At 67.4% G+C, this 22,008-nt stretch carries 18 protein-coding genes; 13 read left to right on the forward strand and 5 right to left on the reverse strand.

Annotated elements, in window-relative coordinates:
• Positions 1–8: 8 nt before the first annotated feature.
• The 5 genes from HFK18_RS21160 (at position 9) to HFK18_RS21180 (ending at position 6,253) form a co-directional block, all read left to right on the forward strand.
• Positions 9–1,655, forward strand: coding sequence for a CsgG/HfaB family protein (locus tag HFK18_RS21160; RefSeq protein WP_180167751.1), 1,647 nt, complete (start codon positions 9–11; stop codon positions 1,653–1,655).
• Between the two features lie 390 nt (positions 1,656–2,045).
• Positions 2,046–3,695 (forward strand): M28 family metallopeptidase, encoded by a 1,650-nt coding sequence (locus HFK18_RS21165; protein ID WP_180167752.1) that lies wholly within the window; start codon positions 2,046–2,048, stop codon positions 3,693–3,695.
• 161 nt (positions 3,696–3,856) lie between these two features.
• Entirely contained in the window at positions 3,857–5,116 is a 1,260-nt protein-coding gene (locus HFK18_RS21170) for a histidine kinase (protein ID WP_180167753.1), read from the forward strand.
• Entirely contained in the window at positions 5,106–5,876 is a 771-nt protein-coding gene (locus HFK18_RS21175) for a LytTR family DNA-binding domain-containing protein (RefSeq protein ID WP_180167754.1), read from the forward strand. Before HFK18_RS21170 ends, HFK18_RS21175 begins: the two co-directional genes overlap by 11 nt.
• A 32-nt stretch (positions 5,877–5,908) precedes the next feature.
• Positions 5,909–6,253, forward strand: a complete 345-nt coding sequence (locus tag HFK18_RS21180; protein WP_180167755.1) for a hypothetical protein — start codon at positions 5,909–5,911, stop codon at positions 6,251–6,253.
• A gap of 39 nt (positions 6,254–6,292) precedes the next feature.
• Here the strand turns inward: HFK18_RS21180 and HFK18_RS21185 are convergent, their stop codons facing one another.
• Positions 6,293–6,907: a hypothetical protein gene (locus HFK18_RS21185; RefSeq protein WP_025878393.1), complete on the reverse strand. Its 615-nt coding sequence runs from the start codon at positions 6,905–6,907 to the stop codon at positions 6,293–6,295.
• A gap of 310 nt (positions 6,908–7,217) precedes the next feature.
• Between HFK18_RS21185 and HFK18_RS21190 the strand changes: the two genes are divergently transcribed.
• Positions 7,218–8,147, forward strand: coding sequence for an oxygenase MpaB family protein (locus HFK18_RS21190; protein ID WP_180167756.1), 930 nt, complete (start codon positions 7,218–7,220; stop codon positions 8,145–8,147).
• A 119-nt stretch (positions 8,148–8,266) separates the two neighbouring features.
• Here HFK18_RS21190 and HFK18_RS21195 read toward each other — a convergent pair whose 3' ends face one another.
• Positions 8,267–8,854 (reverse strand): TetR/AcrR family transcriptional regulator, encoded by a 588-nt coding sequence (locus HFK18_RS21195; RefSeq protein WP_180167757.1) that lies wholly within the window; start codon positions 8,852–8,854, stop codon positions 8,267–8,269.
• 133 nt (positions 8,855–8,987) lie between these two features.
• Here HFK18_RS21195 and HFK18_RS21200 point away from each other — a divergent pair, with 133 nt between their 5' ends.
• Together HFK18_RS21200 and HFK18_RS21205 are read left to right on the forward strand one after the other, a co-directional pair.
• Entirely contained in the window at positions 8,988–10,202 is a 1,215-nt protein-coding gene (locus tag HFK18_RS21200; RefSeq protein ID WP_180167758.1) for an MFS transporter, read from the forward strand.
• Positions 10,199–11,362: an MFS transporter gene (locus tag HFK18_RS21205; RefSeq protein WP_180167759.1), complete on the forward strand. Its 1,164-nt coding sequence runs from the start codon at positions 10,199–10,201 to the stop codon at positions 11,360–11,362. Before HFK18_RS21200 ends, HFK18_RS21205 begins: the two co-directional genes overlap by 4 nt.
• A gap of 166 nt (positions 11,363–11,528) precedes the next feature.
• On the opposite strand, the gene HFK18_RS21210 is transcribed toward HFK18_RS21205, so the two are convergent.
• Positions 11,529–13,640: a M13 family metallopeptidase gene (locus tag HFK18_RS21210; protein WP_180167760.1), complete on the reverse strand. Its 2,112-nt coding sequence runs from the start codon at positions 13,638–13,640 to the stop codon at positions 11,529–11,531.
• A 174-nt stretch (positions 13,641–13,814) separates the two neighbouring features.
• Between HFK18_RS21210 and HFK18_RS21215 the strand changes: the two genes are divergently transcribed.
• Complete coding sequence (locus HFK18_RS21215; RefSeq protein ID WP_180167761.1) at positions 13,815–16,877, forward strand: EAL domain-containing protein; 3,063 nt, start codon at positions 13,815–13,817, stop codon at positions 16,875–16,877.
• Positions 16,878–16,943: 66 nt separating this feature from the next.
• Here the strand turns inward: HFK18_RS21215 and HFK18_RS21220 are convergent, their stop codons facing one another.
• Positions 16,944–17,825: a LysR family transcriptional regulator gene (locus HFK18_RS21220; protein WP_180167762.1), complete on the reverse strand. Its 882-nt coding sequence runs from the start codon at positions 17,823–17,825 to the stop codon at positions 16,944–16,946.
• A gap of 94 nt (positions 17,826–17,919) precedes the next feature.
• Here HFK18_RS21220 and HFK18_RS21225 point away from each other — a divergent pair, with 94 nt between their 5' ends.
• The 4 genes from HFK18_RS21225 to HFK18_RS21240 all read left to right on the forward strand — a co-directional run bounded on the left by HFK18_RS21225 (position 17,920) and on the right by HFK18_RS21240 (position 21,590).
• Positions 17,920–18,330: a DoxX family protein gene (locus HFK18_RS21225; RefSeq protein WP_180167763.1), complete on the forward strand. Its 411-nt coding sequence runs from the start codon at positions 17,920–17,922 to the stop codon at positions 18,328–18,330.
• 43 nt (positions 18,331–18,373) lie between these two features.
• Positions 18,374–19,183 (forward strand): class III extradiol ring-cleavage dioxygenase, encoded by an 810-nt coding sequence (locus HFK18_RS21230; RefSeq protein WP_180167764.1) that lies wholly within the window; start codon positions 18,374–18,376, stop codon positions 19,181–19,183.
• Positions 19,180–19,836, forward strand: coding sequence for an alpha/beta fold hydrolase (locus HFK18_RS21235; protein WP_180167765.1), 657 nt, complete (start codon positions 19,180–19,182; stop codon positions 19,834–19,836). The genes HFK18_RS21230 and HFK18_RS21235 overlap by 4 nt, the downstream gene beginning before the upstream one ends.
• A gap of 110 nt (positions 19,837–19,946) precedes the next feature.
• Positions 19,947–21,590, forward strand: coding sequence for a Na+/H+ antiporter (locus HFK18_RS21240; protein WP_099821572.1), 1,644 nt, complete (start codon positions 19,947–19,949; stop codon positions 21,588–21,590).
• 110 nt (positions 21,591–21,700) lie between these two features.
• Here the strand turns inward: HFK18_RS21240 and HFK18_RS21245 are convergent, their stop codons facing one another.
• The gene (locus HFK18_RS21245) at positions 21,701–21,952 is read right to left on the reverse strand and encodes a DUF3297 family protein (RefSeq protein ID WP_049466119.1); all 252 of its coding nucleotides are present in this window, start codon (positions 21,950–21,952) and stop codon (positions 21,701–21,703) included.
• Positions 21,953–22,008 lie beyond the last annotated feature (56 nt).

A 22,008-nucleotide genomic window follows, 5' to 3' on the forward strand; every position in this document is an offset into this window, starting at 1 on the left:
AGCTCCGCATGCGTACGACGACTCGATTGATCGGCCTGGGCCTGGCCGCGGCCCTGCTGGCAGCCTGCGGCAAGCAGGATGCACCGGCAGAAACCGCACCCGCCAAGGACAAGGCCGCCAGTGCACTGGCCAGCAATGCGCCGGTGCAGGAAGCGCCCCTGCGTGGCACGCCGGATTTCGGCGGCACCACCCAGGTCGCGCGCGAAGCCGACGGTATCGGCAGCACCCCGGAACTGGCGGTGCTGGCGGCATTGCAGTCGGCCGTGGCCCAGGTCAACGGCGTACGCGTGGCCAGCCAGATGCAGAGCCTGCGCGCAGGCCTGCATGTGGACGTGGACGGTGAACACGTCGGCGATATCCGCGCCGACGCGTTCTCCCAGCAGATGATTGCCGGCTCGCAGGGCGCGGTGCTCGGCTATGAAATCCTCTCGCAGGATGAAGTGAGCCAGCTCGACGAAGAAACCATTGCCCGCGTGCGCGCCAGCGACGAAGGCTGGAGCTTCAAGGGTTCGGCATCGGCCAGCGCCTCCGGCGAAGCCTCCGCCAAGGGCGGCTCGGCGTCGGCCAGCGTCAAGGAAAGCTACGAAGAACAGGTCAAGGTCGACGCCAAGCGCGGTGCCAGCTCCTTCGATTCGGACGTCACCCGGCGCAGCATGCGCAGCTACTGGAAGGTGCGTGTCCGCGCGCAGATTGTCCAGTACCGTGCGCCGGATGAAGAAGGCAAGCCGAAGATCGTGGTGGCGCTGCCGCGTACCAAGTCGGGCAGTTATGCCGTTGGCGATGGCCGGGTGAATGCCGACGAGGTCGCCCAGGCGATCCGCGCGCGGCTGTCCGACACGCTTACCCAGACCCAGCGCTTCATCGTGCTGGACCGCGAGTTCGGCGACGAACTGCAGGCCGAGATCGACCACATCAACAGTGGCAATGTGCGCCTGCAGGACACCGCACGCGTTGGCCAGCAGCTGGCGACCGACCTGATCCTGATTCCGACCATCGAACGTTTCGAGTACCCGCGCAGCGTGCGCAACCTGCGCATGTCCGATCGCCAGGTGACCTCATACTCCGGTGGCGGTCGCATCACCCTGCGCCTGGTCAACGCCACCACCGGCCAGGTGGTGATGTCCGACAGCTTCGACCACCAGCTGGCCTCGACCGGCCCGAGCACGCTGCCGCGCGTGGTCAACGGCCGCAGCATGGCTGCCTCGATGATGGATTCGCTGTCCGGCCAGATCGGCAGCACGATCGTCACCACGTTGTTCCCGGTGTCGGTAGTGTCTGTCGATGGCGACCAGGTCGTGCTGAGCCAGGGCGGTGACACCGTGCAGGTCGGCCAGCGCTGGCAGGCCGTGCGCCTGGGCGAAGAGCTGAAGGACCCGCAGACGGGCCGCTCGCTCGGCCGCAGCGAGCATCCGTGCTGCACTATCCGCATCGACCGTGTTGCCGCGCAGACCTCCTACGGCACCCTGGAAGAGGGCGTGGACGCAATGCGCGGTGGTTTCCGTCCGGGCCAGATCGAACTGCGCCAGAAGCTGGGCAGCAAGCCCAAGGCAGCCGCCGGCGCAACCGCATCGGCCGCCCCGGCCGCCGCCGCGCGCCCGGCCAGCAAGCCGAAGTCCAAGCCCGCCGCCGCCCCGGCTGAAGACCCGAACTGGTAACACGTCCAAGCAACACACAGATGGGGTCAGAGCCCTTTCCCGCCGGGAAAGGGATCTGACCCCTTCTTGTTTTCGTTCTCCATGGTGTCGACCAAGGTCGACACCTACCCGAGCAGACCGCCGTTCCGACAGATTGCGGAGATCTGTCGAAGGCGGGCTGGGTCCGGTTGCGGGGGTGTCCGCGGCATGGATGCCGCGGCCAAGCCCCCAGGGATGGGTTCACGGCGTCCCCCGCAACCGGACCCACCCCGCCTACCCTCAAGAAACCAGCTTCTGCTGTTGCTTCGGCTGTTGCCGTTGCTTCGGCTGTTGCCGTTGTTTCGGCGGGTCCCGGGCGCCGCCCGGGCGAACCCCTTACACTCCAGAACGATTTCCCTGCTGGAGAGAGCAATGAAGCGAGTAGTACTGGGCGTGCTGGCCCTGTCGGTGTCGAGCGCACTGATGGCGGCCACGCCGAAATTCGATGGCGCGCGGATCTCCGCCGACGTCAAGGAACTGGCCTCCGACGCCTACGAAGGTCGCTCACCGGCCACCGCCGGCGAAGAAAAGACCATCGCCTTCCTCAGCAAGCAGTTCGCCGATGCCGGCCTGCAGCCCGGCGGAGACCTGAAGGACGGCAAGCGCCTGTGGACCCAGGCCGTGCCGCTGCGCAAGGGCGACATCGTTGGCACCCCGCAGCTGTCGCTGCAGCAGGGCGGCAAGACCATCACGCTGGAGCAGGGCAAGCAGATTGCCGTGCGTGCAGCCATGAACGGCGCCACCAACGTGGATATCAGCAAGGCACCGCTGGTGTTCCTCGGCTATGGCGTGAAGGCGCCGGAGCGCAACTGGGACGACTTCAAGGGCGTGGACCTGAAGGGCAAGATCGCCGTCGTGCTGATCAACGACCCGGACTTCGAGACCGGCAAGGGCGACTTCGATGGCAAGGGCATGACCTGGTATGGCCGTTGGCCGTACAAGTACGAAGAAGGCGCACGCCAGGGCGCACTCGGTGTGCTGATCGTGCATGAGACCGCACCGGCCTCGTACGGCTGGGCCACGGTGGCCGGTTCCAACACCAACACCATGTTCGACGTAGTGCGCGACAACCCGGCCGACAGCCACCCGCTGCTGGAAGGCTGGATCCAGCGCGATCTGGCTGTGGAGCTGTTCCGCGCGGCCGGGCAGGATTTCGAAGCATTGAAGAAGAAGGCGCAGCAGCGCGACTTCACCCCGGTACCGCTGACCGGCGCCAGCCTGGATGCGAAGTACGCGGTGAAGACCGAAGTGATCACCTCGCACAACGTGGCCGCGCGCCTGGAAGGCAGCACGCATGCGGACGAGACCATCCTCTACAGCGCGCACTGGGACCACATCGGCGTGGGCGAACCGGATGCACGCGGCGACCGCATCTTCAACGGCGCGCTGGACAATGCCAGCGGCACCGCCTCGCTGATCGAACTGGCGCGCGGTTTCGCCAAGGCCCCGCGTCCGCAGCGTTCGGTGGTGTTCCTGGCAGTGACGGCCGAGGAGAAGGGCCTGCTGGGTTCGGAATACTACGCAACGCACCCGCTGTACCCGCTGGAAAAGACCGTGGCGATGATCAACATGGACGGCATGGCGCCGTTCGGTCCGTCGCGAGATTTCGGCATCTATGGCGCGGCGCGCTTTGAACTGCTGGACCAGTTGAAGGACGTGGCCAAGGGCTGGGACATCCGCTACACGCCGGACCCGAAGCCGGAGGCCGGCCTGTTCTTCCGTTCCGACCACTTCCCGTTCGCCAAGCGTGGCGTGCCGGCGCTGTCCTGGTCGGCCGGGCAGGACTGGGTGGACGGTGGCGTCGCGGCGGGCAAGAAGGCGTCCGAGGACTACACCGCCAAGCGCTACCACCAGCAGGGCGACGAGTGGCAGCCGGACTGGGTGTTCGCCGGCGCCGCCCGCGACCTGGAAGTGCTGTACACCTTGGGCAACCAGTTGGCCAATTCACGAGCCTGGCCGAACTGGAGCAAGGACGAGGCGTTCCGCGCCGTGCGTGACGCCAGCGCCGACCAGCGCAAGTAAGGGAAGGCGGGGCGCCGCTCCGCCACACCTGGTAGCGCCGGGCCATGCCCGGCGTTTCCGTAAGGGCTTCCATCCACCCTTTCCGGCCCTTCGTCGCACACCGCTTGTTTGCCCGAAGGGCCGCTCTATGCTCGGCTCACCCCTTCCACCAAGGCGCCGCCGTGATCGCCAGCTTCTCCCTCATCATCCGTCACCTGCTGGCCTGGGCCGCGGCGCTGTTCGTTGCCGGCATGGTCTGGAGCGGCATCTTCAGCGGCATGAACGACGGCCCGGGCTGGGTGTTCGGGCTGCTGGTGATGTTCCTGATGATCTCCGCGCTGGGCAGCGCGATCACTCACGTGCGCCGGGTCTGGCTGGTGGCCGGTCGCCTCGATGGCGCCACGCTGTCCGGCCGCCAGCGCCGGCAGATCGAACTGCCGATGGATGCCGGCCAGGCCTTTGCGGTGGTCGAAGCAGCCGTCGGCGAACTGCCACGGGTGGAAGAGGTGGAGAGTTCTGCCGGCAGCCTGCAGGTGCGTGCCTATGTGCGTCGCGTCGACCTGTGGAACGGCCGGCAACCATCGCGCTGGAACCTGCCGGCGCGGCTGGCGATCAAGCGCAACAGTGTGCTGGCCACGGTAACGCCGGGGCAGGGCACCAGCACCGTCACTCTGCTGTTCGAACCGGACGCCGGCTGGTGGGCCGATCTGCTGGCACTGGATGAAGGCAGCAACTACGAGAACGCCGAAGCGGTGACCCGCGCGATCAGCCGCCGCGTGGCCGACCAGCGCCGCGACGAGCAGGCCGCCGCCGAACAGACCCAGGTGGAAAAGGAACTGTCGGTCGCGCGCTTGAACCTGCTGCACGCGCAGGTCGAGCCGCACTTCCTGTACAACTCGCTGGCCAACGCACAGGTGCTGACCCGCACCGACCCCGCGCGCGCCGAGCAGATGCTGGGCCACCTGATCCAGTACCTGCGCAGTTCGCTGCCGCAGGTGGATGAATCGATGTCCACGCTGGGCGTGGAGCTGGAACGTACCCGCGCCTACCTGGAAATCCTGCGCATCCGCATGGGCGCCCGGCTGGCGGTGGAAGTGCAGGTGCCCACCGAGCTGCACGAGGTGAAGCTGCCGGCGATGGCGCTGCAGACCCTGGTCGAGAACGCGATCAAGCATGGCCTGGAGCCCAAGCCCGGTGGCGGTACGGTCTGGATCCTCGCGCGTGGTTTCGATGACCACGTCACCGTGACCGTCGCCGACGATGGGCTCGGCTTCGGCCAGGGCACCAGCGGTACCGGCATCGGCCTGAAGAATTTGCGCGAGCGCCTGCGCCTGACCTGCGGCGAGCAGGCCGGGGTGGCGATCGTGGCCAATTTCCCGAGTGGTGTTGCCGCCACCATGACCCTGCCGCAGTCGGCCAAGGAGCCCAGCCATGCCGCTTGAAGCGCTGATCGCCGAAGATGAAGAGCTGCTGCGGCACTCGCTGGTCGAGCAGCTCGGGCGGCTGTGGCCGGAGCTGAAGCTGGTGGCCGAATGCGAAGACGGTGCCGGTGCGCTGGAACAGCTGGCCGAGAAGCAGCCGGACATCGCCTTCCTCGACATCCGCATGCCCGGCATCAGCGGCATCGAAGTGGCGCGGTCATTGGCCGAACTGAGCCCGCGAACGCAGGTGGTGTTCGTCACCGCCTACGATCAATACGCCATCGATGCCTTCGAGCAGGGTGCGATGGATTACCTGCTCAAGCCGGTCAGCGACGAGCGGCTGCTGGCCACGCGCGATCGCATTCTTGCGCGGCTGCCATCCGCGCGCCAGGACGATGCGGTGCTGGAGCGCCTGCTGCAGCGCCTCGGTGCAGGCCCGGCCGCCAATGATCGGCCGCCGCTGGCCTGGATCACCGCCAGCAACGGTCGCGATACGCAGCTGATCATGCTCGACGATGTGATCTATTTCCGCGCGGACAACAAGTACACCACCGTGGTCACTGCCGCCGGCGAAAGCCTGCTGCGCACACCGCTGCGCGAGCTGCTGGAAGTGCTCGATCCGCAGCACTTCCGCCAGGTGCACCGCTCCACCATCGTCAACATGAAGGCCGTCGCAGCGGTCAGCCGCGACGACACCGGCCGTGGCGTGCTGCGCCTGCGCCAGCGTGCGGAAACGCTGGTGGTCAGCCAGCCGTTCATGAGCCTGTTCCGCGGCATGTAGCCGTGGCCTTTGCCATTCACCGAGGAACGAACATGCGCCGTATCCTGCTTGCAGCTGCCGCCGTGCTGGCCATCGCCGGTTGCGAAAACTCCAGCAACACCTCAATCACCCGCACCAATGCCAATGGCGTGGACACGCTGTACAGCAAGAGCACGGTGGTCGATGGCGTGGCGCGTTTCGAGTGCATCGCCAGCAGCAGTGGGCAATGCCACTACCTGGTGCTGGCCCCGGGCTGCAGTACCGATGCTGCCTGTGCGACGCCGCCGCTGCGCCATTTCGCGGTGGCCGTAGGCAAGACCGAGCAGGTCAGTGGCCTGCCCAAGGACTTCCGCCAGTGCGTCAGCGACGTGCAGAAAGAACAATGCCACCGTGACTGAGCACGGTGGCATTGTGGCTCCCCCCGGATTGCGTTCGGCTCAGTAAGCCGGCTGCAGCGTCATGTCGTGATGGTGTTCGGTTTCACCGACATGATTCAGGCGACCCACCAGTTCGGAGTGCTGCTTCATGCGCCCGATCTCGGTCATGATGCGGATGTCCTCGTGGCGCAGCTCGCGCTTGGCGGTGACCGCCTGCTTGTAGTCCAGCACTTCCGGATAGTGTTCAGCCAGGTCCAGCGCTTCGGCCACGTGCTCGACGCTGTCAGCCTTGGAGGTGATGCGGGCGCGGCTGTTGAAGGCCTTCATCCAGCGCTCGAAGCCGGCGGTGCGGTCGAACATGTTGGCCATGAACCAGATCACGAACAGGATCGAGATCCACGAGCCGAACACCACGACCACGCGGGTGAAGGTGATGTGGTAATCGTCGCGCCACAGGTAATTGGTGATCAGGCCGAGGATCAGCAGCGAGGCCGCCTGCCATCCGACGATCGAAGTGATCAGCCATTGGCACTTGGCCTGGGCCAGCACCGCCACTTCATCGCGGATCTGCTGTTCGCTGAGGCTGCGCCAGTGCGCGACCTGTTTTTCGAACGGGCTGCTGTAGAGCTCGTTGTCGCGAAGCAGTAATCCCAAACCCTTGAACAAAGCAATCATGGCTGGCTCCTTGGTGGAACGTGCGGCGATCTGCAGTGGACGGTGTGGCGGGTTCAGTTCTAGCACTTCCAGCGAGCGGTGCAATGGCCTCAAGGCCACGCGGCACAAGGGTTCTGTCTGAACAGGTGAATATTGGTGCGCCGCAGCATTGATCGCATGGCCTGCGACAAGATGTCGCAGGGTGAAACGTGCTGCGCGCGCACATGAAACCGACGCTGAGCGGCCGGGCTCGCCGTACCTGTCGTGATCGCCCAGAATCGGGGGGAACCGCGCAGGACGCGGTCCGCCCCTCCGTCGATCTGGACCCGTGATGCCGCCGTTGCTGCACCGTCTTTCCCGCCCCGTCACCGCCCCGATCCGACGCTGGGTACTGGATGCGTTTCCGCGTGATCAGAGTGGCATCGACTACGACCACCCGCTGGGCGATCCCGGCTGGTTCGGTGCGGACAGCGTGACCTGGCGGATGCACGCCGAACTGCCCTCGATGCTGGCCGGCGGCCTGTGTGCCCTGATGCTGCAGACCCTGCATCCGCGCGCGCTGGCCGGTGTCTACGACCATTCCAATTTCCGCCAGGACCTGGTCGGCCGCCTGCGCCGTACCACCGCTTTCGTGGCCGGCACCAGCTACGCGCCGGCAGGCGAGGTGGAAGCGCTGGTGGCCAAGGTGCGGCGCATCCACGCGCAGATCCGCGGCCATACCGCGCAGGGTGAGCCGTATGCCGCCGATGACCCGCAGCTGCTGACGTGGGTGCATGTGACCGAGGCCTACGGCTTCCTGCAGGGCTATCGCCGCTACGGGCGTGAGGTGCCTGCCGCGATCGCCGACCGCTACTACGACGAGTACCGTTGTGTGGCCGAAGCGCTGGGCGCGGTGGATGTGCCGCGCAGTGCGGCGGAAGTGGATGCGTACTTCTGCGCGCGGCAGCCGGAACTGGTGGTGGACGAACGCTCGCGCGAAGTGCTGCAGGTGCTGTCCGGCGTTCGCCTGCCGGTGCCGGTGCCCGGCCTGTCACGCGAAATCTTCCTCGGTGCTGGTGCCGCGCTGCTGCCGGACTGGGCCGAGGGCATGCTCGAGCGCAGCACGCGCCAACGTGCGCAGGCAGCGGCGTCGGCCAAGCTGATGCAGGGCATGGCGCCGCTGTTCCGCCGCGCGCTGCCCGATGGCCTGGCGACCCGTGCCTGCGCACGGGTGGGTGTGCCGGTGGACGTGTTGCGCGAGTGGCCGGCATTGCCCCGGTAGGCGCCGACCTTGGTCGGCGCGCCGCCGCGCGGCGCCGCATCCACGCATGGCGTGGATCTACTGCACGCTCGCGATCCGGGTGAATGCAACGGTAGATCCACGCCATGCGTGGATAGGCCTTACCCGGTCGACTTCAGCCCACGCAACAGCATCTCCAGTGCCGCCGTTGCTTGGCGAAGGCGTGCATCGCCATCTTCGCCTTCGGCGATCCAGAACGCTGCTTCGGCCAAGCTGCCGTAGATCAGCGAAGCCAGCGCCTGCGCATCCACCGGCGCGACTACATTCTGCGCGATCAACTGTTCGATCAATCGCTGCATCGAGTGCACGCAGTGCCGCTGCGATTCCGGTGACGCACCGCCGAGCACCGCACGTGCGTCGCGCAGCACGATGCGCTGGATCTCCGGTTCCAGCGCCATCTCCAGGTAGGCACCACAGCGCCGCACGAAGCCGTCCCAGGTATCGGCGGCGCCATCGCTGATCGCCTGCAGGCGTGCATCCGTCTCGGCGTCGAGCTGGACGACCACCGCCGCCAGCAGCCCCTTCTTGTCGCCGAAGTGGTGATACAGCGCACCGCGGGTCAGCCCAGCCTGGGCTGTCAGATCGTCCATCGAGGTGGCGGCATAGCCTTGTTCGCTGAACACGCGGCGGGCAGTAGCCAGCAAGCTGGCGCGGGTTTCTTCCATCTCGGCGCGGGTGCGACGGACCATCCGGAACTCCTTACATACGAAGTGCATGATTATTTACATACGAAGCGTATGAATGTAGTCTCTTATTCATACGCTCTGTATGTATTGTCGTGGCGCTGCGTGCGCCAGGCAAGTCGCTGCCCTGGAGATTTCGATGGCCACCCCGTACCGCGACCTGTTCGCTGCCCCCGGCACCACCGGCCTTGCCCTGGCCGGGCTGCTGGCACGCCTGCCGCTGCCGATGACCGGCATCGGCCTCATCACCTTGCTGTCGCAGCTGCGCGGCAGTTATGCGTTGGCCGGCGCAGTGTCTGCCACCTTCGTGCTCACCTATGCATTGCTGTCGCCGCAGGTGTCGCGCTGGGTCGACCGCCATGGGCAGGGCAGGGTGCTGCCGTGGGCCACCGCGGCCAGCGCGACAGGCCTGCTGCTCCTGCTGGCCTGTACAGTGCTGCGGGCGCCGGACTGGACCTTGTTCGCTGCGGCGATGCTGGCCGGCTGCATGCCCAGCGTGTCGGCGATGGTGCGGGCGCGCTGGACCGCGATCCACCGCGGCCGCCCGCAACTGCAGACGGCCTATTCGCTGGAGACGGTGTTCGATGAGGTCACCTTCATCGCCGGGCCGCCGTTGTCGGTCGGGCTGTCGGTGGCGGTATGGCCGCAGGCCGGCGTGCTGGCTGCCGCCCTGCTGCTGGTCGTCGGCGTGGCTCTACTGGTGCTGCAGCGTGGCACCGAACCACCGCTGCAGAGCTGCGAGGGCGCCGCGCCTTCGCGCTCCCTGCTGCGACAACCGGAGATCTGCCTGCTCGCATTGCTGATGCTGGCGATGGGTGTGATCGTCGGCACGGTCGACATCACCAGCGTGGCCTTTGCCGAACAGCGAGGTCAGCCCCTGGCAGCCAGCGCAGTGCTGTCGGCCTACGCGCTTGGCAGCTGCGCGGCAGGCCTCCTGTTTGGTGCGTTGAAGCTGCAGGTGCCATTGCAGCGCCTGTTGCTGCTGGGTGCAGCAGCCACCGCGCTGACCACGTTGCCGCTGCTGTTGGTGGGCACCCTGCCTGCACTGGCCGCTGCGGTGCTGCTGGCTGGGCTGGCTTTCGCGCCGACCATGATCGTGGCGATGTCGCTGGTGGAACAGCGCGTGCCCGAATGGCGCCTCACCGAGGGCATGACCTGGTTGCTGGCTGGCCTGAACATCGGCGTGGCACTGGGTGCTGCGTTGTCCGGGCAGCGCGTCGATGCCGGTGGTGCGCGCAGCGGCTTCGTCGTCGCGTTGGTGGCAGGCAGTGTCGTGCTGCTGGTCGCCCTGCTCGCGCAGGGTGCGCTGCGCACTTCTGCTTCGTCCACTTCCTCTGCAGGGATGGTCCCGTGAGTACTTCATCGCCCGCGCACGCCGCGCCTGTGCCCCGCCATCCGTGGTGGGCCATCTCCGCCGTCGGCCTCGCCACCTTCTCCGTGGTCACCACCGAAATGCTGCCGGTCGGACTGCTGACCCGCATCGCCGACAGCCTCGGCGCGTCCGTAGGCACCGCCGGTCTGATGATCTCGCTGCCGGCACTGCTGGCGGCGCTGTTCGCACCGCTGGTGGTGATTGCAGCTGGTGGCATTGATCGTCGCCGCATCCTGTGCGCGCTGCTCGGCCTGCTGCTGGTGGCCAACGTCGCCTCGGCACTGGCGCCAGGCATCGCATGGTTGCTGGCCGCGCGTGTGTTGGTGGGCTTCTGCATGGGCGGCATATGGGCCATTGCCGGCGGACTGGCGGCGCGCCTGGTGCCGCCAGCGCGCATCGGCCTGGCCACCTCGATCATCTTCGGTGGCGTAGCCGCGGCCTCGGTGCTGGGCGTGCCGCTGGGTGCGCTGATCGGCGAGGCGCTGGGATGGCGCTGGGCCTTCGTGGTGATGGCTGCGTTCAGTGCAGCCGTCCTGCTGCTGCATCTGTGGATGGTGCCGGCGTTGCCGGTGGACGGCTCGGTGCGCGCGCGCCAGTTCATGCAGCAGCTGGGCAACCGCGGCCTGCAGCAGGGGCTGCTGCTGACCCTGCTGCACTTCATCGCGTTCACCTATGTGCGGCCGTTGCTCACCACGCTGGCACACATCGATGCGACATGGATCGGAGGCCTGCTGTTTGCCTATGGCATGGCCGGCATCGTCGGCAACTTCATCGTTGGCCTGCTGGCAGCGCGACGCCCGCGTGGGTTGCTGCTGGCCATTGCGCTGGGCTTGCTGCTGACACCGCTGTTGTTCCTGTTGACCGGCGGCACGCCAGCCAGCGGTGTGCTGGTGCTGCTGGTGTGGGGCCTGGCCTATGGCGGGGTATCGGTGGGGTTGATGACATGGATGATGGCGGCTGCACCCAAGGCCGTGGAGATCGCTACGGCGCTTTACGTGGGCGTGTTCAACATCGGCATCGCGCTGGGCGCGTGGGGTGGGGGACTGCTGCTGGATGGCCTCGGGCTGCACGCCAACCTGTGGGCGGCGGCCGGGTTCGCGGCGGCGGCGACGTTGGTCGTGGCGGGTATGCGCAGGCAATAGATCCCCGCCATGCGTGGATGGCGGAAAAGCGCCAACCAAGGTTGGCACCCACCAGAGCGGGGCGGGTGGATTCCAGCCATGCGTGGATGCCTGAAAAGCGCCAACCAAGGTTGGCGTCTACCCATGGAAACGAAACGGGCGCCTTTCGGCGCCCGTTCGCGTTACATCACCAGACCTTGACCCGCTTGTCCGGGGCCAGGTACAGCTTCTGGCCTTCCTTCACGTCGAACGCCGGGTACCAGGCGTCGATGTTGCGCACCGTCAGCGCGCGGAACTGGCCCGGTGCATGCACGTCGGTCAGCAGCGAATTGCGCAGCGCCTGCTCGCGGCTCTTGCTGCGCCAGGCCTGGGCGAAGCCGAGGAAGAAGCGCTGGTCGGGGGTGAAACCTTCCAGGGTCTGGCCCGGCTTGCCCTGCAGCGACAGCTGGTAGGCGTCGTAAGCAGTGCCCAGGCCGGCGACGTCGGCGATGTTCTCCCCCAACGTCAGCTTGCCGTTGACATGTACGCCCGGGAACGGCTCGTAGCTGCTGAACTGCGCGGCCAGCGCATCACCGGCAGCGTTGAACTGCTTGAGGTCTTCGGCCGTCCACCAGTTGTGCAGCTTGCCGGTGTCGTCAAACAGCGCGCCCGCATTATCGAAGCCGTGGCTGATCTCATGGCCGATCACCGCGCCGATCGCACCGTAGTTCACCGCGTCGTCGGCGGCGCCGTCGAAGAACGGCGGCTGCAGGATCGCCGCCGGGAACACCAGGCGGTTTTCCAGCGGCACGTTCATCGCATTGATGGTCTGCGGCAGCATCGCCCACTCGCTGTGGTCGACCGGCTTGCCCAGCTTGGCGATGTTGCGCTGGTACTCGAACAGTTCGGCGCGCTGTGCATTGCCCAGCGGATCATCACGATGGATTTCCAGGCCGCTGTAGTCGCGCCACTTGTCCGGATAGCCCATGCCCACGGTCAGGCCAGCCACCTTGGCCTTGGCGCTGGCCTTGGTCTGCGGTGACATCCAGGCCAGTGCATCGATGCGCTTGGCGAAGGCGGCGATGATGTTCTTCGCCATCTCGTCGGCACGTTCCTTGGTCTTGGCATCGAAGTGCTTTTCGACGTAGCGCTTGCCGATGGCCTCGCCGACGGCATGGTTGGCGTCATCCACCGCACGCTTCCAGCGATCGCTCTGCTGCGGCGTACCGCTCAGCGCGGTGCCATGGAAGGCGAAGCGCGCATCTGCGAACTTCTTCGGCAGATAGGCGGCGGCACGGTCCAGCGCGTGGAAGGTCATGTAGTCCTTCCAGGCATCCAGCGGCTCGGTGGCCACCAGCTTGGAGAGGCCGGCCACGGCCTTCGGCTGCCACACGATGAAGTCCTGCTGCTTGCCGAGTGCGGCTGCGTCCAGGAACGCGGCCCAGTCCATGCCCGGCGCCTTGGCGTTGAAGTCGGCCTGGGTCCAGGGGTTGGCACCCTTGGTCACGTCGTTGGTTTCTTCCTGGGTGGCATGCGCCTGCGCGATCTTCGTTTCCAGGGCGAGGATGCGCTGCGCCTTGCCGGCCGGGTCGGCCACGCCGGCCAGCTGCAGCACCTGCGCGATGTAGGCCTGGTACTGCTTGCGCAGTTCGGCCATGCGGCCACCCCCCAGGTAGAAATCGCGGTCCGGCATGCCCAGGCCGCCCTGCACCAGGTACGGCGCAGTGCGGTCGGGCTGCAGCAGGTCCACCGAGACCCAGAGGCCGAACAGGCGGTCGGTGTAGAAGTTGGTGGCATTGAGCAGGTCGACATCGGCGCGTACGTCGCCGCCGAGGGCGCGGGCCAGGCCGGCCTTGTCGGCGATCGCATCGATGTTCTTCAGCTGCGGCTGCACCGGCGCCAGGCCGCGCTGTTCGATGCCGGCCTCGTCCATGTAGGCGGCGTAGTAGTCGCCGATCAGCTTGTCTTCGCCGCTGGCCTGGGCGTTGCCGGCAGCGCCTTCCAGGATCGCGCGGGTATCGGCCTGGGTCTTCTCGGCGATCACGTTGAAGCTGCCGAAGCGCGAGCGGTCCGCCGGGATCTCGGTGTTCTTCACCCAGCTGCCGTTGGCGAAGCCGAAGAAGTCGTCACCGGCGGCGACGCTGCGGTCCATGCCACTGGCATCGAAACCAAAGCTGCCCAGCATCGGCTTGGCGGCAGCGGGTGTCGCCTCGGCCGGTGCGGCGGTGCCGGCGGCCGGATCGGCCGGGCGGTCGCAGGCGGCCAGGGACAGGCTGGCAACGATGGCCAGTGCCAGGGTGGGGCGGCGCAGCTTGGACATGGACTTCTCTTGCGGCGGAAAACTCCAAGTCTAATCCGCTGCGGGCCGGCTGGACGTGCCCGGCAGGGCCAGCACTGTGCGTGATCTGGCTGAACACGCAGCAGCGACCTTCACGCGGTCATCGGCGTGGTGCATGCTGCGGGCTGGATGTCTGCAGCACCCGGGGGAGGGCGCATGCAGGACAGGTTGAGGCGTCAAGAATGGCGTCCGCCGGCCGTTGAGGTCGGGGATGTGGAGGAATCGTTCGCGCATGAAGCCAGCCGACTGCACAGGGAAGACCGACCGATGCCGGCGCTGAGACACGCGCTGGCCCGGCCGTTGCGTGCCATTACCTGGGGCGGCGTGGTGCTGGGCGTGCTGCTGGCGCTCGGCCTGGCCGCAATGCTGGCCAACGATTACCAGCGCCGGCTGGAAGCCGCGCAGCGGCAGAGCCGGGCGCTGGCGATAGGCAGCGAGCGCCTGCTGGCATTGGAGCTGCGCAACCTGGAGCGGGCGATGGGCGGCATCGCCGCCGATGCGGCCGAGCTGTTCCGCACGGTGCCTGCGCAGGCGCCCGCGCTGCTGGACGCTGCCATCGCCGGCGTGCTGGGCCGGCACGCCGAACTGCACAGCATTGTCGTGCTCGATACCTACGGGCGCGCCCTGACGGCCGGCAAGGGCGACCTGCAGCTGCCGCTGTGGACCGATCCGCAGCGACGAGGCCAGGGAAGTGCGCTGTACATCGGCCCGCCGCAGCGTGCCAACGACGGCGGCTGGGTGGTGCCGCTGGCGCTGCCGATGGAGGGTGATCGCTGGCTGCTGGCGCGGCTGCGCTGCGGCGAACTGCAGCGGATTGTGGGCGGTCTGGATGTGGGACCGAGCGGCCTGGCCTCGATCAGCGATGCCGATGGCTACATGCTGGCCCGCGTGCCCGATCCGGATGGCACCGTCGGCCGCCGCTACCTGTTGCCGGCACGCACGCTGCTGGGCCGGCAGGCAGTGGTTGAACTGGGCAGCATTCCCGGCGCGGTGGACCAGATACCGCGCATCTCCACCATCAGTACCCTCGAACGCAGCCCGCTGGCGGTGCAGGTCGGTCTGGCCGACGAAGATGTGCTGAAGCCATGGTGGCCGTACCTGCAGGCGGCGATCGCCATCGTGCTGGCCTACGTCGGAGTGCTGGTGGTGCTGCTGTATGCGGTGCGCCGCAGCACTTGCCGGCAGCAGTCGATGGCCGAAGAGCTGCGGACCGGCCACGCCGAGCTGCGCCTGGCCCATCAGGTGGGCCGCGTATGTACCTGGTATGTCGACGAAGACGCTGCGCTGCTGCGCTGGTCACCGCTGGCGCGTGAGATCTTCGGTGTGCAGACCGATGCGCTGCCGGTGGCCGATTTCTTCGCCCGCGTGCACCACGATGACAGCGCACGCATGCAGCAGGCCTTCGACCAGGCCTTCGCCGGCACCGCGGTACTCGACGAAGAATTCCGCCTGGTGCTGCCCGGCGGTGCCGTGCGCTGGGTGGCCGCGCGCGGCCAGCGGGTGGCGGTGGCCGATCGGCAGCGGCGCATGATCGGTGCACTGACCGACCTCAGCGAGCGCTACCAGGCGCGCGAGCAGATGCGCCAGGTCGAGCGCCGCTTCCGCCTGCTGTTCGATCGCAACCCCGCGCCGTTCTGGGTGTTCGATCCGGACACATTGCGCTTCATCGAGGTCAACGAGGCGGCCGTGCAGCAGTACGGCTACAGCCGCGATGAATTCCTGGCGATGAGCATCCTCGACATCCGCCCGCGCGAGGGTTGGGACGAGGTCAAGGGCGCCATCGCGCAGGTGCGCAGTGGTGAACTGCAGGACGCTGCGGTGCGCCTGCACCAGCGCAAGGATGGCACGGTGTTTGAAGTGCGCGTGCACCTGTCGCAGCTGGATTTCGATGGCCAGCCCGCATGCCTGGTGCTGGCCGAGGATGTCAGCGAACGCCTGGCCTACGAGCGCGAACTGGCCTATCACGCGCGGCACAATCCGGCCACGGGCCTGCTCAACGTGCGCGCGCTGAGCGAACAGCTGGACGAGCAGTCCGGCGCCTACACCATCGCCTATGTACAGCTGCGCGGCCTGCAGCTGGTGGCCGATACGCTGGGCCGCGAGATCGGCGATGCGGTTCTGCAGTCGATGGCCTCGCGCCTGGGCGGGCTGGGCGCGCGCTTCGGCCTGCTGGCGTTCCAGCCGGCAGAAGACTTCGTGCTGGCGATCGCGCCGGAACACAACACCCAGCGCGTGCTGGACGATCTGCTGCAGATCGTCTCGGCACCGATGCGCGGACAGGATTCGCTGCACCAGTTCGAACCCCGCATTGGTGTGGCGGTGCATGACGCCGATGCAGGGCACAGTGCGGAACAGGCGATCGGCATGGCCGCGCAGGCGGCGCACGCGGCCCGCGCCGAAGGCAACGTGGTGGCCTGGTTCGATGCGGCGGTGACCACCCGCCTGGCCGATCGCCTGCGCCTGGCCGGTCGCATCCACGCGGCCATCGACAACGAGTTCCAGCTGTACTTCCAGCCGATCCGGCACGCCAGCGATGGCAGCCCGGCGTCACTGGAGGCCCTGCTGCGCTGGCCGCAGGCCGACGGCAGTTTCATCCCGCCCAGCGAGTTCATCCAGTTGTGCGAGGACACCGGCCTGATCCTGGCGTTGGGACGCTGGGTGATCCGCGCGGCGGCACAGGCGCAGCGGCGTCTGGTCGAAGCCGGCTGGGGCGAGCTGTCGATCGCGGTCAACGTGTCGGCGGTTCAGTTCTTCAACAGCGATCTGGTGGCCGAGTTCGCCCGCGCGCAGCAGGATTTCGGCCTGGCCCGCGGTGCACTGCATGTGGAGCTGACCGAGAGCAGCCTGATGCGCAAGCCGGCGCAGGCGATGCAGACCATGCAGCGCCTGCACGAGCAGGGCATCAGCGTGTCGCTGGACGATTTCGGTACCGGCTACTCGAGCATGTCCTATCTGCAGCACCTGCCGCTGGACATCCTCAAGATCGATCGCAGCTTCGTCGCCGACGTGGAGACCAATCCGCGCAACGCGTCGATCTGCCGGGCGCTGCTGTCGCTGGGCCACAGCATGGGGCTGACGATCATCGCCGAGGGCGTGGAAACGCCGGGGCAGCTGGACTGGCTGGCCGCGCATGGCTGCGACCAGGTGCAGGGTTACCTGCTGGGGCGGCCGGCACCCCTGGAGAAGATCATCGCGCAGCTGGATGAGGTTGTTGCCTAGGCCGCGCGTCGTGCTCGCCGGGCGTGGCCCGGCGCTACCGTGTCAGGCGCGCCTCTGGTAGCGCCCTCACACCCCGGTTTCCACCAGGTAATCGATGAAGCTGCGCACCTTTGGCGCGAGATGGCTGCGGCTGGTGTAGACGGCGAAGATGCCGATCGGCGCGGCCTCCCATTCCGGCAGGATGCGCACCAGGCGGCCATCGGCGAGGGCCTCGTGCAACAGGAAGTCCGGCTGCAGGATCACGCCCATGCCGGCAATCGCGGCTTCGCGCAGGACGTCGCCGTTGTTGGCGCGCAGCAGGGTTGTCACTGCCGCCTTTACTTCGCCGCCGGGTCCCTGCAGTGGCCAGTGGTCGCCGGCTGCCCAGTAGCTGTAGCCGAGGCAGGTGTGCGTCTGCAGATCCTCCGGTGCCTGTGGTGTTCCGTGTGCGGCCAGGTAGGCCGGTGCGGCGCACAGGCTGATCCGCGATTGGCCCAGGCGCCGTGCGATCAGGGTGGGGCTGGGTTCTCGGGTGATGCGGATGGCCACGTCGTAGCCTTCTTCGACCATGTCCACCAGGCGGTCGGACAGCGCCAGGTCCAGTTCGACCTGCGGGAAACGCTCGCGGTAGCCAGCCAGCAAGGGACCGAGGCGGGCGATCCCCCAACTGACCGGCGCATTGATGCGCAGCATGCCGGACGGCTCCAGCGCCTGTGCGCCGATGCTGGCCTCCAGCGCATCGAACTCGGCCAGCAGGCGCACGCACTGCGCGTAATAGGCGGCGCCGGCACTGGTCGGGCTGACCCGGCGGGTGGTGCGGTGGAGCAGGCGGGTGGACAGGCGTTTTTCCAGCGCGGCGACCTGGCGGGTGACCCCGGCCGTGGACATGTCCAGCGCCTGTGCGGCAGCGCTGAAGCCGTTGCGTTCGACCACCGCGACGAACACGCGCATGGCATCCAGGGTGTCCATTGTTGCGCCTTTTGAAATAAATACGGTCGATTCATCGTATTTATCGGTGGGGAAGAGCGCAATAACCTGTGCCCTGTCCCCACCGAGGTGCCCCATGAACGCTACCGCCACTCCCCTGTCCCCGCTTGCCCCGTATGCCGCGACCCTGCTGCGGCTGGCCCTGGGCGTGCTGTTCCTGGTCCATGCGCTGACCAAGCTGCTGGTGTTCACCCCCGCCGGTACCGCTGCCTTCTTCGAATCGCTGGGCCTGCCCGGCGTCCTGGGCTACCTCACCATCGCCGTTGAGCTGACGATTTCCGCAGCGCTGCTGCTCGGCATCTACGCGCGCTGGATCGGCCTGCTCGGTGTGCCGCTGCTGCTGGGCACCATCGTGACCGTGCACGGCGCCAACGGTTTCAGCTTCGCCAACGCGGGCGGTGGTTGGGAATATCCGGCGTTCTGGGCGCTGGCCCTGGTGGTGCTGTTCCTGCTTGGCGATGGCCGCTGGACCCTGCGTTCGCGCTGATCGTCATCCGGCCCGCTGCCTGTTCCTGTCATTGGAGAAGATCATGTCCCGCCTGCCTTCGCTGTACATCTCCCACGGCTCGCCGATGACCGCCCTGCATCCGGGCCAGGTCGGCGTGCGCCTGGCCGAGCTGGCCCGCGACCTGCCGGCACCGCGTGCGATCGTCATCGCCTCGGCGCATTGGCTGGCCCGGCAGCCGCTGGTCGGCAGCCATCCACACCCGCCCACCATCCACGATTTCGGGGGCTTCCCACGCGAACTGTTCGAACTGCAGTACCCGGCGCCCGGTGATCCGGTGTTGGCCGAAGACGTGGCGGGTCGCATCGCCGCCGCCGGCCTGCCGGTGGCACTCGATCCGCAACGTGGCCTTGACCACGGCGCGTGGGTGCCGCTGCGCCTGCTGCACCCGCAGGCCGACATCCCGGTGGTACCGGTGTCGATCCAGCCGATGCTGGGCCCGCAGCATCAGTTCGCGCTGGGCCGCGCACTGGCGCCGCTGCGCGAACAGGGTGTGCTGTTGATCGGCTCGGGCAGCATCACCCACAACCTGCACGACTGGGGCAACTACCACGACGGCAAGGAAGCGCCTTACGTGCGTCCCTTCATCGACTGGGTGGAGCAGCGGCTGGCGGCCAATGACCGCGATGCCCTGTTCGATTACCGTCGACAGGCACCGTTTGCGGAGCGTGCGCACCCCACCGACGAGCATCTGCTGCCGTTGTACTTCGCGATGGGCGCGGCGGGCGAGGGCGGCTTTGGTGCCAAGCGCATCGATGCCGGTATCGATGCCGGCTTCCTGGCGATGGACCTGTACCGCTTCGATGGCGCCGATCGCGCTCAGGATGCGGCGTGAACCCGCTGCTGCAACCGGTGCTGGAGCGCCCTGCGCAAGGACCGGCGCAGGGCCTGGTGGTGCTGTTGCACGGGGTGGGCAGCAATGAGCAGTCGCTGCTTCCGCTGGCCTCGGCCATCGACCCGCGCCTGCACGTGCTGCTGCCGCGCGGTCCTGTGGTCTTCGGGCCACAGGCGTTCGGCTGGTTCACGGTGCGCTTCGATGCGCAGGGGCCGGTGATCGATCCGGCGCAGGCCGAGACTTCGCGCCTGCTGCTGGCGGATTGGCTGGCTGGCCAACAGCAGCGGCTGGGACTGGATGCGCGGCAGACTGCGCTGGCCGGCTTCAGCCAGGGCGGCATCATGGCCGCCAGCGTCGCCCTGACCCAGCCGCAGCGGGTGACATCCTTCGCGATCCTGTGCGGGCGCATCCTGCCGGAAATCGCGCCGAGCATCCCGGCTGATGTGGGCCAGGCCGGGCTGGACGCGCTGGTGGTGCACGGCTACGACGACGACAAGCTGCCCTACACCCTGGCCGAAGCCGCATCGCACCGGTTGCAGGCACTGGGCGTGGCCCATCAGCTGCGTGGCTACCCGGTCGGTCATGCGTTGTCCGCGGACATGCAGCGGGACACGCTGGCGTGGCTCGAGCGGCGCTTGCTGTCGCGGTCCTGACGCGCATTCAGATGGCTGGCCGCAGTGGCGGCCTGCTGTGTTAAGTTTTTTCCCGTCCCCCGGCGCACTCCGGTTTTTCCGGCCCCACGCGCCGCTCCTGTGGAAGAAGCATGCACACCATCGAAGTCGTCCTGGCGATGCTGGTGGCCGTTGTCGCCAGCGGTTACCTGGTTCGCGTCCTGCCATTCTCGTTGCCGCTGCCGCTGGTGCAGATCGGCCTCGGTGCGGTAATCGCCGGGGTATTCAACCGCGGCCACGCGCTGGAACCGGAAGTGTTCTTCCTGCTGTTCCTGCCGCCACTGTTGTTCCTCGATGGCTGGCGCATTCCCAAACAGGGCCTGTTCCGCGACAAGGGCGCGATCCTCGAGCTGGCGTTCGGGCTGGTGGTGTTCACCGTGATCGGCGCGGGCCTGCTGATCCACTGGATGATTCCGGTGATGCCGCTGGCGGTGTGCTTCGCGTTGGCCGCGATCGTGTCGCCGACCGACCCGGTGGCGGTTGGTGCAATCGCTTCGAAGGCGCCGATCCCCAAGCGCCTGATGCACATCCTCGAAGGCGAGTCGCTGCTCAACGATGCCTCCGGCCTGGTCTGCTTCCGCTTCGCGGTGGCGGCGGTGATGACCGGCACCTTCTCGTTGGCGACCGCCTCGCTGACCTTCCTGTGGGTGGCGGTGGCCGGCCTGGCCGTCGGCGTGGCGGTCACCCTCGGCGTGTCCACGTTCCAGCGCTGGCTGTGGCGCCGCTTCGGCGAAGAGCCGGGCGCGGCGATGCTGGTCAACCTGCTGATCCCGTTCGCGGCGTACCTGCTGGCTGAAGAGATCAACGCCTCGGGCATCCTCGCTGCGGTCGCAGCGGGCATCTCCATGAGCTACGTGGAAATGACCGGCCGTGTCTCCGGCAGCATGCGTGTGCAGCGTGCCGGCGTCTGGAACATGCTGCAGTTCAGCTTCAACGGCATCATGTTCGTGCTGCTGGGCGAGCAGTTGCCGGGCATCGTCGAACGCGCCACCACCACCATGAACGAGAGCGGCCACCAGAGCGCGTGGTGGCTGCTGGTGTACGTGCTGGTGATCAACGCGACGCTGATCGCGCTGCGCCTGCTGTGGGTGTGGCTGTCGCTGCGCTGGAACCTGCTGCGCGCGCGACGCCGCGGCCTGGAGCATGGCGAGGCACCGAACTGGCGCATCGTGGTGGCCACCTCGGTGGCGGGCGTGCGTGGTGCGATCACCTTGGCCGGCGTGCTGACGCTGCCGTTGTTCCTGCCCGATGGCAGCCCGTTCCCGGCACGCGACCTGGTGATCTTCCTGGCTGCCGCGGTGATCCTGTGCTCGCTGGTCGGCGCCAGCGTGGCGCTGCCGCAGCTGTTGAAGGGCCTGCAGCTGCCGGCCGATTCGGGTGAGCGCAAGGAAGAGGATCTGGCCCGCAAGCTGTCCTCGAAGGCCGCGTTGGCGGGCGTGGAGCGCATGCGCCAGCAGCTGGTGCTCAACCAGAACACCGAGAACGTGCAGCTGTACAACGACGCCGCATCGCGGGTGAGCCTGCTGTATCAGCGGCATCTGGACCGCGACAACCCCGATGTGGATCCGGAAAAGGTGAACCGGATGGAGATGGGCTACCGTCAGCTGCGCAGCGCCGGTCTCAATGCCGAGCGCGAGGAACTGTTCCGGCTGACCCGTCGCGGCGTGGTGTCGGACGAGATCGCGCGGCGGCTGATCCGCAACCTGGACTTGCTGGAATCGCGCAAGCGCGAGTGATGGGTCTGTTGGGTAGAGCCGAGCCCACGCTCGGCTGAGCTTTCCGTCCAGGTGCCATGACACCTGAGCAGACAGCAGCCGAGCGTGGGCTCGGCTCTACAAGGCAGCCGTCAGGCTTCCGGCTTCTGTTCCAGGAAGTAAGCCTCGACCTTGCCCTTGACCTTGATGGTCATCGGGTTGCCGCGACGGTCGCGGGCCTTGCCGGCCTGCACGCGGATCCAGCCTTCGCTGACCGAGTATTCCTCGACGTTGTCGCGCTCGACATCGTTGAAGCGCACGCCGACGCCGCGCTCCAGGGCCTGCGCATCGTGGAAGGGGCTGGCCGGGTTGATCGCCAGGTGGTCGGGAGGGGTATCGCTCATCGCTTCATTCACAGTGACGGCCACCACGGCCGGCTTCAGCGGTACAGGATAAACCG

It is taken from the genome of Stenotrophomonas sp. SbOxS2, assembly GCF_013416715.1.
GTDB classification, from domain to species: Bacteria; Pseudomonadota; Gammaproteobacteria; order Xanthomonadales; family Xanthomonadaceae; genus Stenotrophomonas; species Stenotrophomonas lactitubi.

Coding starts and splice junctions, on each gene's coding strand:
- HFK18_RS21175 (WP_180167754.1), top strand. CDS start 5,106: ATGCCGCTTGAAGCGCTGATCGCCGAAGATGAAGAGCTGCTGCGGCAC.
- HFK18_RS21230 (WP_180167764.1), top strand. CDS start 18,374: ATGTCCCGCCTGCCTTCGCTGTACATCTCCCACGGCTCGCCGATGACC.
- HFK18_RS21225 (WP_180167763.1), top strand. CDS start 17,920: ATGAACGCTACCGCCACTCCCCTGTCCCCGCTTGCCCCGTATGCCGCG.
- HFK18_RS21215 (WP_180167761.1), top strand. CDS start 13,815: ATGCAGGACAGGTTGAGGCGTCAAGAATGGCGTCCGCCGGCCGTTGAG.
- HFK18_RS21180 (WP_180167755.1), top strand. CDS start 5,909: ATGCGCCGTATCCTGCTTGCAGCTGCCGCCGTGCTGGCCATCGCCGGT.
- HFK18_RS21240 (WP_099821572.1), top strand. CDS start 19,947: ATGCACACCATCGAAGTCGTCCTGGCGATGCTGGTGGCCGTTGTCGCC.
- HFK18_RS21165 (WP_180167752.1), top strand. CDS start 2,046: ATGAAGCGAGTAGTACTGGGCGTGCTGGCCCTGTCGGTGTCGAGCGCA.
- HFK18_RS21185 (WP_025878393.1), bottom strand. CDS start 6,907: ATGATTGCTTTGTTCAAGGGTTTGGGATTACTGCTTCGCGACAACGAG.
- HFK18_RS21160 (WP_180167751.1), top strand. CDS start 9: ATGCGTACGACGACTCGATTGATCGGCCTGGGCCTGGCCGCGGCCCTG.
- HFK18_RS21200 (WP_180167758.1), top strand. CDS start 8,988: ATGGCCACCCCGTACCGCGACCTGTTCGCTGCCCCCGGCACCACCGGC.
- HFK18_RS21190 (WP_180167756.1), top strand. CDS start 7,218: ATGCCGCCGTTGCTGCACCGTCTTTCCCGCCCCGTCACCGCCCCGATC.
- HFK18_RS21210 (WP_180167760.1), bottom strand. CDS start 13,640: ATGTCCAAGCTGCGCCGCCCCACCCTGGCACTGGCCATCGTTGCCAGC.
- HFK18_RS21245 (WP_049466119.1), bottom strand. CDS start 21,952: ATGAGCGATACCCCTCCCGACCACCTGGCGATCAACCCGGCCAGCCCC.
- HFK18_RS21220 (WP_180167762.1), bottom strand. CDS start 17,825: ATGGACACCCTGGATGCCATGCGCGTGTTCGTCGCGGTGGTCGAACGC.
- HFK18_RS21195 (WP_180167757.1), bottom strand. CDS start 8,854: ATGGTCCGTCGCACCCGCGCCGAGATGGAAGAAACCCGCGCCAGCTTG.